The following is a 14619-nucleotide window of genomic DNA, read 5'->3' as shown; positions in this document are numbered from 1 at the left end:
TATGGATTCATGCAATTTGGGCAACCAAAATCGTCAGGAATTAATTGATTATTCAATTGAGAAAAACTTATATGATTGCATTCGGGAAGAGTTAATTGAACTTGGATGCCCTGTTAGAATCATTAATGGAATGCCTGATCATGTGCACTTCTTATTTTTACAAAATCCGCAAAAATCTATCTCAGATATTATAAAGCAAATAAAAGGAAGTTCTTCTCATTTTATAAATAGAGAAGAACTTATCCTTGAAAAATTTGCTTGGCAGAATGGTTTTGCAGCTTTCTCTGTCAGCGAATCTCAGTTAGATGTTGTTTATAATTATATAAAAAATCAAAAACAACATCATCTTAAGAAAAAAGGACAAGATGAATTTGATGATTTTATAAAATTGCATGGCTTGGGGGATAAATGATTGCTAGGCTTAACGATGCGCTCCCCGTGGTTGAAACCACGGGCTATATTTGAAAAAACATACGCAAAGAAAACATAACCTGCGGCTTCAACCGCAGGAACGCAATGAATGTCGACAACGATTATTAATACTACTACGAATAATTTTTAAAATATAGACTATGATATAAATCATAGGAATCTAATCTATACCCACATTATTTTTGTCATTTGAATAATAAATCAAAAATGACAACAAATAATAAAATTGAACTTATGGCTCCCGCAGGGAGCTTTGAGTCACTTCAGGCTGCTCTAGATAATGGTGCCGATTCTATTTATTTTGGTGTAGAACAACTCAATATGAGAGCACGTTCAACCGTGAATTTCACCATGGATGATTTGCAAGAAATTGCCAATCGTTGTGCTACCAAAAACGTACGAAGCTATCTTACTTTGAACACTATTATTTACGATCACGATTTATCAGTTGTAAAAACATTACTAAACAAAGCCAAAGAAGCCAATATCACCGCTGTAATTGCATCTGACCAAGCCGTAATTGCAATGGCAAGAACAATTGGTATGGAAGTGCATATCTCGACCCAACTTAATGTTACTAATATCGAGACCATAAAATTCTACAGTTTATTTGCAGATACGATGGTTTTAAGTCGTGAATTGAGTTTACGTCAGGTAAAAAGTATTACAGAACAAATTGAGAAAGAACAAATAAAAGGACCAAACGGAAATTTAGTCGAAATCGAAATCTTCGGACATGGTGCTTTATGTATGGCTGTTTCTGGAAAATGCTATTTGAGTTTACATTCGCACAACTCATCGGCAAATCGTGGTGCTTGCAAGCAAAACTGTCGTAAAAAATATACTGTTATAGATCAGGAAACAGGTTTTGAAATCGAAGTTGATAATGAATATCTTATGTCCCCAAAAGATTTGTGTACGCTAGATTTTCTTGATCAGGTAATCGATTCTGGAATTCAGGTTCTTAAAATAGAAGGCCGTGGTCGTGCTCCCGAATATGTGGCAACGGTAATAAAAACCTATCGTGAAGCAATAGATTCTTACTACGATAAAACTTTCTCTAAAGAAAAAATCGCTGTTTGGATGGAAGCTTTAAACACTGTTTACAATCGTGGTTTTTGGTCAGGATATTATCTTGGGCAAGAATTAGGAGAATGGAGTGATATTCCAGGATCAGCAGCAACCCAAAAGAAAGTCTATGTGGGTAAAGGAACTCACTTCTTTCCAAAGGCTGAAGTTGGGCAATTTAAAATTGAAGCTTACGATATTAAAGTTGGAGATAGAATTCTGGTAACTGGCCCAAGCACTGGAGCTCAGGAAATGGTAATCGATGAAATGTTTGTAAATGACATTGTAGCAGATAAAGCTACAAAAGGAGATGATTGTACCTTCAAATTACCTTTCAGAATCAGAATGTCTGATAAATTATATAAAATTGTAGAAGCGTAATGGTTATTATTACTTTACAAAGAGACAAATGCATCGGCTGTAATTATTGCGTCGAAATGGATCCGGTACATTTTCAGATGTCAAAAAAAGACGGAAAATCAGTATTGCTTCATTCCGTAAATGCAAAAGGTTTTTTTACTCTAAAATCACCTAATCATGCGATTGCAGAAAGTTGCGAATTGGCTGCCAAAGCCTGTCCTGTAAAGATTATTACGGTTAAAGAAACATAGAAATATTTTACCTATTATAATTAAAAGAGCCACAATTTGTGGCTCTTTTAATTTATTTCTAGTCCGTTATTCTTTTATACCATTTACAAACTTAGTATTTGCCAATGCAGATAAAGTTTCTTTTTTATGCATTAATGATTTTGCAATTTATTTCTTGGCAATGTTCTCAGTAAATTTACCACTTATCCAACCTCGTAATTTTTGGTCTTTAAAGTCAAAACTAACAGGATTACATTCCCCAGCAATGGCACTCTTCTCTATTTCTACAAAAAGCCAGGTACGCTCTGCTTCGACTTTCTCTGCAAGTACTTTAATAGTTGACTTTTGTTTTAATTTTGCTATAATATTTGTGCCTTCCTCGCAAGTAAAAACAAAATCGTCAATCCCTTTTTTGCTTGTTGCTTTTATTGTTGGGGAATAACGTACGTTATAATTATCTATAGTGTTGCTCACAAAACGTGGTGTCGCTAAATAAACAGTCGGAAGCAACATGGCATTCTTTTCTTCAACATATTCACTATTTGTTAATACATAGTTCTCTTCTAGTAACGCCCCATTTTTACCAAAACCAAATAAACGTCTGGACTCATAGGGACTTTCGCCGCAGCAATGATGTAATATCAATCGCAATTGTTTTTTGCTTGTGGTTTCATCCAACTTGCTATTTCCGAATGGTTCGCTTATCACTTTTTTATATGTACCGTCTATATTTAAATACACCTCTACGCATTTAGGTTCTCCGCATTGGTAAGTATATACAACATCAATTCGCCCATCATTATTCAGATCTACTGATTTTTTTTGAAATTTCCCTTCCATCGCTTGGAGCTTTATACCCTTCTCAATCTGTTTAATATCGGCACTTTGCGCTTTTAATGCAACTGTATTGCATAATAAATAAAGGATCAGAATTATAACTTGTTTCATTTTATTGCTTTATTCTATTTTTAGATTTTAACTTCCATTTACCATTTCTTCCCATATATACATAATCATACATATGCTTACCTGTTCTGTTCTGAAAATGTTTTGTTAGTGGAATAACAGTAAGCTCATTTTGTAATTTATAACTACTTTCTGCAGAAGTTCCAAAAGCACTTCCATAAAGTTCCGTATGTATCGTATTTGTTTCTTTATCAAATCTAGGTTTATCCCAAATATCAGTTTCATCAGCAGTATTATATAATCTAACCAGTTTTTGTTGCGTTTGGTCATTTATAAAAATGATGGTCCATTCATTACCATTTACATTAGAGAATACCCAGCACAGTAAATCCTCGTCTCCATCGTTATCAAAATCAACTATTTTAAAATTTGAGAAAAGCATATCCTTATCAAAATGCCAAAAGAATGGCTGATAATGAACATTTTCCTGAAGTTCTAATTTGTTATTTTTAAATTGATAAAGGGATGCAATGGAGTCATTTTGTAAACGGAAAGAATATTTTAAAGGTGTTTTTCCTTTAAGTTCAAATATGCATTCGGGCTTTTCTTTACTAAAGTCAATATCTTCCATACTTAGAGACTCTGGAGCATAATTAACTTTAAGCATAAGATTGTACGGAATAGAATCTGTTTCTGTTTGCGAAAAAGTAACGCTACAAGTAAACAAAAAGAGCAAGAATAAATATTTCATTAAGGCCGTATGATATTGAATGTTTATGTGATTTGAAATAATTTCATCTATAAAAGTATTCACTTTTAATCAAATGAATAGCATAATTGGGGTAATTAAAACGACTTTAAACCAAGCAGATTGTCGAAAATTACAAATTGGCAGCCAAAAGCTTGTCTAGTAAAGATTATTACGGTTAAGGAAACCTAAAAGAAAACCCTATTCTATATGATATAGAATAGGGTTTTCTTTTTTATAGTATTAAATTAGTGTCTGTTATCACAATTTAAAAAAACATCAGGTTCATTTTTATCTAAGAATGAGATCCCTGGGCAACCGAAGGAAACATATACAAAACCAAAAACTACCTCTGGTTTGTTCTTAAACAGTTTACCAGTCCATTGATTAACTTCTTTATCCTCACTATTATCGTTTAATTGTGCAAACGAGCCACCTTCGCTCTCACGGTAATACTTATCACAAACAATCTTGTTTGTTTTTTCTTCTTTAACAATCAACCTTCTCAACAATACTGTTTCTTCATTTATATAATCATGTAAAAAATATTCAAATCCGTTTGATTTATAACTATAAGCCGTTTTTTTACTTGTCATTTTTATCAAATCATTATATTCTGGATTTATAGCTACAACAGGCACCTTAGCAATTGTTGTTTCTTTCCACTTTATAGCTTTCAATTGCTTCATTGCAAAAGGATTCTTTGAACCAATGCAAACCAAAGTATTCAAATAATAGGAATCGAATCCTTTTAGTAATTTAGGATCTAGTCCAAATCCAATCATATAATCATCTTGTGAATAAGGCCAATCTGCCCCATATACATTTATAGCAGCCACTACTTGTAGAGATTTCACAGAAAATGCATTGACAATATTGGTGGCATAATCGTAAACATAAACACTATCTTTTTCTGAAATTTTCATTTTAGATAGCATTCTGTTTCTATATGTCGAATTCAACACTAGATATTGAGCCTCTTTTTCTCCTAATTTTTTGACATCAGGAATAGCAAGAGAATCCTTATGTTCGCTTAATTGATATTTATCAGACAGGGATATTAGCGCAATAGTATCTTTTTCGCCAAAAATTGAATTAACATTATATATATCTAAATCAGACACTTTTTGTGTTTCCACAGCTACAGCGTTAGCAATAGTTGTATCTTTTTTAACTGAATTTATGTTTTTTTGATCTAAAGGCTTTTTATTCGTACAGCTAATAAAAAAAGGGATTGCGAATAAAACGTAAAATAATTTGTTCATGGTTTTTGTTCTAAATAATATAAAAAGATTGATAATTTTTGAAAGTATCGACAATGAGCTCAACAGCAAAATAATAATTTGTATTCCAGTAACTAATAATTCGTACCAAAGAGGGATATTTTGTTTGTTTTTTAACCAACACTAAAAGCTAAGTTTTTAATATAAAACCTATAAATACAAACCAAATATAAGCTTAAATATTTTTTTTAAGAATAATCAGAATAGTTTTTTGTTCAAAAAAAATACCCTGTAACTATAAGTCCTTTTAAGCAAGATAAATAAATAACAAACGAATTTTCTTGATAAATCCAGTTTCATACTATCATAAAAACCATTAATTTTCTCTTAAACACGACTGTCTTTTGTATTTAACGTAGCATTAGTGTTAATCCATTAAAAAGCAAACTAAAAAAAATACTATCTTTACACATTAATCTTTTTTAAGAACTTAAGTTGCATTTATTGCGACACTACATATAAAATTATGGCATGTACAAGTTGTTCAACTTCTGATGGTGGCGCACCTAAGGGTTGTAAAAATAATGGGACTTGCGGCACCGATAGCTGCAATAAATTAACGGTTTTTGATTGGCTTTCGAATATGAGTTTGCCTAACGGAGAAGCTCCTTTTGATTGTGTTGAAGTACGTTTTAAGAACGGTAGAAAAGAATTTTTTAGAAACTCAGATAAATTAACTTTAAGTATTGGAGATATCGTTGCAACAGTAGCATCTCCAGGACATGACATAGGAATTGTAACTCTTACAGGCGAATTAGTAAAAATTCAAATGAAGAAAAAAGGAGTTAGTCCTACTAGCAATGAAGTTCCTAAAATTTACCGTAAAGCCTCTCAAAAAGATATCGATATTTGGTCGGCAGCCCGCGAAAAAGAAGAGCCGATGAAAGTTCGCGCTCGTGAATTAGCGATAGCTCAAAAACTAGAAATGAAAATTTCGGATATTGAATTTCAAGGAGATGGCTCAAAAGCTACTTTTTATTATACTGCAAATGACAGAGTCGATTTTAGACTTTTAATCAAAGATTTTGCTAAAGAATTCAGTACAAGAGTCGAAATGAAACAAGTTGGTTTCCGTCAGGAAGCTGCACGTTTAGGAGGAATTGGTTCTTGCGGAAGAGAATTGTGTTGCTCTACTTGGTTAACCGATTTTAGAAGTGTGAACACCTCAGCAGCACGATACCAACAATTATCCTTGAATCCGCAAAAACTAGCAGGACAATGCGGAAAATTGAAATGTTGTTTAAACTATGAGCTAGACACCTACATGGATGCTCTTAAGGATTTTCCTGATTACGACACCAAATTAGTTACTGAAAAAGGCGATGCAATTTGCCAAAAACAAGATATTTTTAAAGGATTAATGTGGTTTGCTTATACCAATAACTTCGCAAACTGGCATGTTTTAAAAATTGATCAGGTAAAAGAAATCATAGCCGAAAACAAACTCAAAAACAGAGTTTCTTCACTTGAAGATTTTGCAATAGAAATCACTCAAGAACCTGAAAAAGACTTCAATAATGCTATGGGTCAAGAAAGCTTAACTCGTTTTGACCAACCAAAAAGAAAGAAAAAACCAGCTAAAAAACGCAAAACTATTGGCGAAAATGTTGCTGCAGCTGCTGCTCCTGCAACTACTCCCAACAATCAAGCACCAAAGAATCAAAATCCAAAAGGCAATAAACCAGCTGGAAACAATAATAACAATAAGCCAAACAATAATGCTGCGAACGATAAAAAACCAGCTGGCCCTAGAAAACCAATAATTATTACAAAAAATGAGAATAAAAAATAGCGGGATTCTTCTTTTGGTGGCTATACTTCTTTTTTCATGCGACAAAAAAAGAGTATTTGATGAATACAAATCTGTTGGAGATGCTTGGCATAAAGACAGCATTGTAACCTTCGACTTACCCGAATTAGATTCGACCAAACGATACAATTTGTTTGTAAATTTGAGAGATAACAACAATTTTCCCTTCAACAATATATTTTTAATTGTTGCTATCGAAACCCAAAGCGGATTTACAAAAGTAGATACTCTTGAATACCAAATGGCACATCCAGACGGAACTTTAATGGGGAACGGATTTACAGATATAAAAGAAAGCAAACTCTTTTATAAAGAGGATGTTAAGTTTAAAGGAAAATACAAAGTTCATATCAAACAAGCAGTTAGAGAATCAGGAAAAGTTCCTGGAGTACAACAACTTGACGGAATAACTGATGTAGGTTTTAGAATTGAAAAAAAAGATTAGAATAGATTTATATGGCTGCTAAAAAAAACAATCCAACAAAAACTGATAAAGACATCAATTATTACAAAAAGACCTTTTGGAAAATTTTTGGCTATGGTTTATTAGGTGTTATTACCTTTTTCTTATTTGCTTCATGGGGAATTTTTGGTTCTATGCCTTCATTTGAAGACTTAGAAAATCCAGATTCTAATTTAGCTACCGAAATCATCTCTTCTGATGGAGTTGTTATCGGGAAATATTTCCAGACAAACAGATCACAATTAAAATATTCTGACTTACCTAAAAGCTTGGTTGAAGCACTTGTAGCAACCGAAGACGAGCGTTTTTACGAACATTCAGGAATTGACGGTCGTGGAACTTTAAGAGCTATTGCTAGTTTAGGAACTAGCGGAGGTGCAAGTACGCTTACACAACAATTAGCAAAACAATTATTTCACGGAGAAGGATCTAAATTTTTGCCTTTTAGAATTGTACAAAAAGTAAAAGAATGGATTATCGCTATTCGTTTAGAAAGACAATATACTAAGAATGAAATTATTGCAATGTATTGCAACGTATATGATTTTGGTAATTATTCGGTTGGGGTAAGTTCTGCTGCGCAAACTTATTTCTCTAAAGAGCCAAAAGACTTAACAATGGATGAATCGGCTATATTAGTCGGAATGTTCAAGAATTCAGGTTTATACAATCCGGTAAGAAATCCGCAAGGAGTTAAAAACCGTCGTAATGTTGTGCTTTCGCAAATGGAAAAAGCGGGTATGATTACTAACGACCAAAAAAACAAATTACAGGCTCTTCCTATCTCATTGAAATTCAAACTAGAAAGTCACCGTGAAGGAACTGCAACTTACTTTAGAGAATATTTACGTGACTACATGAAAAAATGGGTAGCCGAAAATAAAAAACCAGACGGTACTGAATATAACATCTACAAAGATGGTCTAAAAATATACACGACTATCGATTCCAGAATGCAATTACATGCTGAAGAAGCTGTTGCTGCACACATGAAAAACTTACAAGAAGAGTTTTTCCAACAATCTAAAACAAATAAAAATGCTCCTTTCGTTAATATTTCTGAAGCCGAAACGCAACGAATTATAAACCAAGCGATGAAATCTTCATACCGTTGGACAGTAATGAAAGCTGCCGATAAAAGCGATGAAGAAATCATAAAGTCATTTAGTGAGAAAACAAAAATGACTGTGTTTACCTGGAAAGGTGAAAGAGATACAATTATGACTCCTCTGGATTCTATTCGTTATTACAAGCACTTCTTACAAGCTGGTTTAATGGCAATGGAGCCACAAACTGGTAGCATTAAAGCTTGGGTTGGTGGAATTAATTACAAATACTTTCAATACGATCACGTAGGTCAGGGAGCAAGACAAGTAGGTTCTACATTTAAACCGTTTGTTTACGCAGCTGCAATTGAGCAACTAAATATGTCTCCTTGTGATTCAATATTAGATGGTCCATTTATGATTCATAAAGGACGTCATCATGTTACTGCTGACTGGGAACCAAGAAACTCGGATAACAGATACCGCGGAATGGTTACTTTAAAACAAGGTTTAGCAAACTCTATTAATACGGTTTCGGCTAAATTAATTGACCGTGTTGGTCCAGAAGCTGTAGTTGAACTAGCACATAAATTGGGAGTAAAATCTCAAATTCCGGTACAACCTTCAATCGCATTAGGTGCTGTTGAAATTACTGTTGAAGACATGGTTGCTGCTTATAGCACATTTGCAAACCAAGGTGTTTATGTAAAACCACAGTTCTTAAACCGAATTGAAAATAAAAGTGGCGAAGTAATTTACGAGCCAATTCCAGAATCTCATGATGTACTGAATAAAGATATCGCATTTGCTGTAATTAAACTTCTTCAAGGGGTTACCGAAAGTGGTTCGGGTTCACGACTACGTACTGAAGGTGGAGGTAGCGGTGATAAGCGTTGGACAGGATATCCATATATGTTCCGAAATCCAATTGCTGGTAAAACAGGAACAACACAAAACCAATCTGATGGTTGGTTTATGGGAATGGTTCCGAACTTAGTTACTGGTGTTTGGGTAGGTTGCGAAGATCGTTCGGCACGTTTCAAAAGTATTACTTACGGACAAGGTGCAACTGCTGCCCTACCTGTTTGGGGTTATTTCATGAAACTTTGTTACGCTGACCCTGCTTTACAAGTATCTAAATCTGATTTCGAAAGACCTGCAAATCTTCAAATAAAAGTAGATTGTTATTCTGCACCGAAAGTAAAAGACACAACAGACACTGAACAAAACACAGACGAATTCGAACTTTAGTTTAAGTTCGCTTTTAAAATAACTAATATCCTTTTGTTACTTCTGATTTTTCGGAAGATGCAAAAGGATTTTTTTTTGGAACAAATTGATTGTAGATTAATCCAAGAAATAAAAGATTTACCGCAAAGGGCACAAAGCTTAATCTATAAAATAACTTTGCGATTTTGTCTTTGTGAACTTTGCACTTAATTTCCTTGCCACAGATTACTCAGATTAAAAGGATTTAAAAACTTTGCTCCCGACGCGTCGGGATTGCGTATCCCGAAGCGTCGGGATAGCTCCCTTTGCAGTTAATCACAATAGTTGTTAAATTATATCAGACAAATTACTTGTAGATTTATTTTTTACGAAATCGTTATAATTTAATCTAAAATTGGTATTTTTATCAAAAATATACGTCAATACAAGACAAATAATATGATTAGTAAAAAAGTCAACTCAGTTCAGGAAGCAATTCAAGGAATCAAAAACGACATGACAATTATGTTTGGCGGATTTGGTTTATGTGGTATTCCAGAAAACACTATTGCCGAATTGGTAAAAACAGAAAACTCAGGTCTTACTTGCATCTCTAATAATGCAGGTGTCGATGATTTTGGTTTGGGATTATTATTGCAAAAAAAGCAAATCAAAAAAATGATTTCTTCTTATGTAGGTGAGAATGCCGAATTCGAACGTCAGATGCTTTCAGGAGAATTAGATGTAGAACTTATTCCGCAAGGAACATTAGCCGAACGTTGTCGTGCAGCACAAGCCGGAATACCAGCTTTTTTCACCCCTGCAGGTTACGGAACCGAAGTTGCCGAAGGTAAAGAAGTTCGTGAGTTCAACGGAAAAATGCATATTATGGAACACGCCTTCAAAGCTGACTTCGCTATTGTAAAAGCATGGAAAGGTGACGAAGCTGGAAATCTTATCTTTAAAGGAACTGCCAGAAACTTTAATTCATGCATGGCTGGTGCAGCAAAAATAACAATTGCCGAAGTAGAAGAACTCGTTCCAGTTGGTACATTAGATCCAAATCAAATTCATATTCCCGGAATCATGGTACAACGTATCTTTCAAGGAGAAAAATTTGAAAAGAGGATTGAGCAACGAACTGTTAGAGTGAAGAATTAGATAATTGAGATGATAAGACAATTAGATAATTCTCTACAGAATGTTTTAAATTTTCTAATTATCAAATTGACTAATTGGCACATTTAAAAAATTAACACATTAAAAAGATATGTTAACAAAAGAAGATATTGCAAAACGAATTGCACAAGAGCTTAAAGACCGTTATTTCGTGAATTTAGGTATCGGAATACCAACATTGGTAGCAAACTATATCCCAAAAGGAATTGACGTTGAATTTCAAAGCGAAAACGGCGTTCTGGGAATGGGACCTTTTCCTTTTGAAGGAGAAGAAGACGCTGATATTATTAATGCAGGAAAACAAACTATTACAACTCTTCCTGGAGCTAGTTTCTTTGATTCGGCTCTTAGTTTTGGAATGATTCGTAGCCAAAAAGTAGATTTAACTATACTTGGTGCTATGGAAGTTTCTGAAAACGGAGATATTGCCAACTGGAAAATCCCAGGTAAAATGGTAAAAGGAATGGGCGGAGCAATGGATTTAGTGGCTTCTGCCGAAAATATTATTGTTGCCATGATGCATGTAAACAAAGCTGGCGAATCTAAAATATTAAAAAAATGCAGCTTACCATTAACTGGTGTTGGTTGTGTAAAGAAAGTTGTAACCGAATTGGCTGTTTTAGAAATAACTCCAAAAGGTTTTAAACTTTTAGAACGCGCACCCGGAGTTTCGGTAGAACATATTATTGCTTCAACTGAAGCAAATTTAATAATTGAAGGCGATATTCCGGAGATGATTATCGATTAACGCTTCTTTTTAAATAATTCACACAAAAGGCTAACACTTAAAAAATGTTAGCCTTTTTTCTGTCATAGCTTATTCTGCCTAGCGGTCACATATATTTCACAACTAAATCAACATCAATGAGTTAAGAAGCAAACAAAACACTACAAATCAATAATATAATAATAAAAACAGGTTTTTTCTGATGATTGTTTTTAATTTGTTAATATTTAATAATTATTTAACAACAATTGTTGCATTTTATCGATTATTGGAATTTATGTTAATTTATTTAACAAAATGTTTATATTTTTATAACAAATTAAAGTATTTACCTACACGCTTTAATTACTATACAAACTAATAATTAAATTAACATTAAACCCCAAATCGATTATGAAAAGTACATTACCCAAAATTGCCACAACAACCGCTGTTGTGCTCACATTCTCCTTATCAGCGTTTGCACAAATAACAGATAAACGTGTAAGCCAAAAAAATGTATCCGAAAATGGACAACCTAGTTTAATCACTTTTAGTGACCAATCGACCTATAGAGGTACTGATTCTCAAAAAGTCTTTAAAGATCAATTAGGATTGAAAGAAAACCAATCTTTTGCAAGGGTCAAAACTGAGTCTGACACACAAGGTTACACACACGAAAAATTTCAATTGTATGAACAAGGTATTAAAGTAGAGTTTGCCAACTACACCTTACATTCCAAAGACGGAAAACTTGTCTCTATGAATGGTGAGTATTACAACATCGAAAAAGTAAAAACTACACCAAAACTATCCGCTCAAGATGCTCTTAATAGAGCAATTAGCTATACTGGTGCCCAACAATACCTTTGGGAAAATCCGCAAGATGCCAAAGCGATTGGTTATGAAAAACCAAAAGGCGAACTGGTATTTTTACCCGCAATGGAAGATCAAGGTACCAACAGAACTACGGACAAGGTTCGTTTAGCCTATAAATTTGACATTTACGCGACAAATCCGGTAAGTAGAGGGGATTTATACATCGATGCAGAAAACGGTCAAATATTGTTCTATAATGCAACTATAAAGCATCTCGGAGAATACAGTCATGGACGTAAATCAAAATCTGCTAATGCCGATGCAAAGAACCTAAAAGATGATGCTAGTTTTAAAATGGCTTTTGTTGCAGCAAACGCAGCTACACGTTATAGTGGAACGCAAGTAATTCAAACTACTTTAAGTGGGTCTTCTTATATCCTGGCAGATGCAACAAGAGGTTTAGGTATAAACACGTATAATATGAAAAAAGGAACTAGTTATACTGCTGCTGTAAATTTTACAGATGCAGATAATAACTGGACAGCTGCTGAGTATGCAAATACTAATAAAGACAATGGTGCACTTGATGCGCATTGGGGAGCTGAAAAAACATATGACTATTGGTCAACTGTACATGGTAGAAATAGTTTTAATAACGCAGGTGCCATCATAAAAAGCTATGTACATTACAGTAATGCATACGATAATGCGTACTGGGACGGTAGTGTTATGACTTATGGTGACGGAAGCGGAACTAATTTTGACATCTTAACTGCTATAGATGTTGCAGGACACGAAATTGGTCATGCAGTTTGTACTTATACAGCAAACTTAGCTTACCAAAAAGAATCTGGAGCTATGAATGAAGGTTTCTCAGATATTTGGGGTGCTTGTATTGAATATGCAGCAGCGCCTACAAAATCAACTTGGTTAGTTGGTGAAGATATCGAAAGAAGATCGGGTCATCTTGCTTTACGTTCTATGAGTAATCCTAAATCCGAAGGTCAGCCTGACACTTATGGCGGTACAAACTGGAAAGTTATTAATTGTGGAACTCCTACTCAATCCAATGATTATTGTGGTGTTCATACAAATTCTGGTGTACTAAACCATTGGTTTTATATCTTGTCTGTAGGTAAGACAGGAACAAACGATATAGGAAGTTCTTATAGTGTAACAGGAATTACAATTGATAAAGCTGCAAAAATCGCTTATCGTTTAGAGAGTGTATATTTAACTGCAAATTCTACTTTTGCAAATGCAAGAACATCAGGAATACAATCGGCTATCGATTTATACGGTGCTGGTTCTGCAGAGGTAATTGCTACAACTAATGCATTTTATGCTGTAGGTGTTGGAGCTGCTTATTCAGGTTCTACAGATACAATTGCGCCAACTGCTCCAACTGCTCTTGCAGCATCTGGAACAACTGGATCAACTACCAATTTAACATGGACTGCGGCAACAGATAATGTAGCTGTTACAGGATACGATATCTACCAAGGAGCAACTCTTAAAGGTTCATCTACAACTACAAGCTATACTGTAACTGGATTAACTGCTTTAACAGCTTATACTTTTAGTGTAAAGGCTAAAGATGCTGCCGGAAATGTTTCTCCTGCAAGTAATACTGTAAGTGTAACAACGCTAGCCAATACAATAAGCTATTGTGCATCACAAGGAAACAATACTGCTGACGAAAAAATCAGTAAGGTAGTATTTGGTACAATCAGCAATACCTCAACAGGAACAGCTGGTTACGAAAACTATACGGCAATTTCAACAAATGCTGCCGCAGGAACTGCTTACACAATTACAATTACTCCTGTTTGGACTTCTACAACCTACAATGAAGGTTATGCCGTTTTTATAGATTATAATCAAGATGGTGATTTTGCAGATTCAGGTGAAACTGTTTGGACAAAAGCAGCATCAAAAACTACTCCTGTAACAGGAACAATCACTATTCCAGCATCTGCTACTCTAGGAAGTACACGATTGAGAGTTGCTATGAAATACAACGGAATCCCAACTTCTTGTGAGGCTTTCTCTTATGGTCAAGTAGAGGATTATACTGTAAACATTACAGCTGCAGGTCCAATTGTATCTCCAGAAATAACTTCGGGAATAATCGAAACTACCGATAACACAAGTTTTGCTTTATATCCAAATCCTGTTGATAATGAGTTGAATGTTGCATTAGCAAAAAGCGATGGAGCTACTTTCAGGATTACGAATAATCTTGGACAACAAGTTAATTCAGGACTATTAAGCGGAACTTCTATAGATGTAAGCAGATTAAATACTGGTATTTACATCATAGAATTAAATAACGGCGGAAAAAGAATCGTTAAGAAATT

Annotated in this window: 12 protein-coding genes; 9 read left to right on the top strand and 3 right to left on the bottom strand. The window is 34.3% G+C overall.

Translation table 11 applies throughout. From position 1 onward, the window contains the following. Window position 1: 1 nt before the first annotated feature. The 3 genes from tnpA to B8T70_RS09710 all read left to right on the top strand — a co-directional run bounded on the left by tnpA (window position 2) and on the right by B8T70_RS09710 (window position 2111). Window positions 2-412 carry an IS200/IS605 family transposase gene (tnpA, locus tag B8T70_RS09720; protein WP_242667448.1) on the top strand — a complete coding sequence of 137 codons (411 nt, stop codon included), beginning with the start codon at window positions 2-4 and terminating at the stop codon, window positions 410-412. Between the two features lie 227 nt (window positions 413-639). After that, window positions 640-1881 carry a peptidase U32 family protein gene (locus B8T70_RS09715; RefSeq protein WP_086894717.1) on the top strand — a complete coding sequence of 414 codons (1242 nt, stop codon included), beginning with the start codon at window positions 640-642 and terminating at the stop codon, window positions 1879-1881. Beyond that, window positions 1881-2111: a ferredoxin gene (locus tag B8T70_RS09710; protein ID WP_086894716.1), complete on the top strand. Its 231-nt coding sequence runs from the start codon at window positions 1881-1883 to the stop codon at window positions 2109-2111. Before B8T70_RS09715 ends, B8T70_RS09710 begins: the two co-directional genes overlap by 1 nt. Before the next feature lie 147 nt (window positions 2112-2258). Here B8T70_RS09710 and B8T70_RS09705 read toward each other — a convergent pair whose 3' ends face one another. From B8T70_RS09705 to B8T70_RS09695, 3 genes are all read right to left on the bottom strand, one after another. Then, a complete protein-coding gene (locus B8T70_RS09705; RefSeq protein WP_086894715.1) occupies window positions 2259-3038 on the bottom strand; it encodes a hypothetical protein in 780 nt (259 codons plus the stop codon). 1 nt (window position 3039) lies between these two features. Beyond that, window positions 3040-3810 (bottom strand): hypothetical protein, encoded by a 771-nt coding sequence (locus B8T70_RS09700; RefSeq protein WP_123912093.1) that lies wholly within the window; start codon window positions 3808-3810, stop codon window positions 3040-3042. Window positions 3811-3992: 182 nt separating this feature from the next. Then, entirely contained in the window at window positions 3993-5009 is a 1017-nt protein-coding gene (locus B8T70_RS09695) for a hypothetical protein (RefSeq protein ID WP_086894713.1), read from the bottom strand. Between the two features lie 484 nt (window positions 5010-5493). Here B8T70_RS09695 and B8T70_RS09690 point away from each other — a divergent pair, with 484 nt between their 5' ends. The 6 genes from B8T70_RS09690 to B8T70_RS09665 form a co-directional block, all read left to right on the top strand. After that, window positions 5494-6819: a regulatory iron-sulfur-containing complex subunit RicT gene (locus B8T70_RS09690; protein WP_086894712.1), complete on the top strand. Its 1326-nt coding sequence runs from the start codon at window positions 5494-5496 to the stop codon at window positions 6817-6819. Then, the gene (locus B8T70_RS09685) at window positions 6803-7282 is read left to right on the top strand and encodes a gliding motility lipoprotein GldH (protein WP_039113506.1); all 480 of its coding nucleotides are present in this window, start codon (window positions 6803-6805) and stop codon (window positions 7280-7282) included. The genes B8T70_RS09690 and B8T70_RS09685 overlap by 17 nt, the downstream gene beginning before the upstream one ends. An 11-nt stretch (window positions 7283-7293) precedes the next feature. Then, complete coding sequence (locus B8T70_RS09680) at window positions 7294-9597, top strand: penicillin-binding protein 1A (RefSeq protein ID WP_039113505.1); 2304 nt, start codon at window positions 7294-7296, stop codon at window positions 9595-9597. 417 nt (window positions 9598-10014) lie between these two features. Next, window positions 10015-10716, top strand: a complete 702-nt coding sequence (locus B8T70_RS09675; protein ID WP_086894711.1) for a CoA transferase subunit A — start codon at window positions 10015-10017, stop codon at window positions 10714-10716. Between the two features lie 109 nt (window positions 10717-10825). Beyond that, complete coding sequence (locus B8T70_RS09670; protein ID WP_039118417.1) at window positions 10826-11482, top strand: CoA transferase subunit B; 657 nt, start codon at window positions 10826-10828, stop codon at window positions 11480-11482. Window positions 11483-11854: 372 nt separating this feature from the next. Beyond that, the coding region (locus tag B8T70_RS09665; protein WP_086894710.1) for a M4 family metallopeptidase at window positions 11855-14619 on the top strand (2765 nt) is incomplete at its 3' end.

The organism is Flavobacterium sp. AJR (assembly GCF_002156885.1).
Classification (GTDB): Bacteria; Bacteroidota; Bacteroidia; order Flavobacteriales; family Flavobacteriaceae; genus Flavobacterium.
This window is presented reverse-complemented; position numbering and strand designations above follow the sequence as displayed.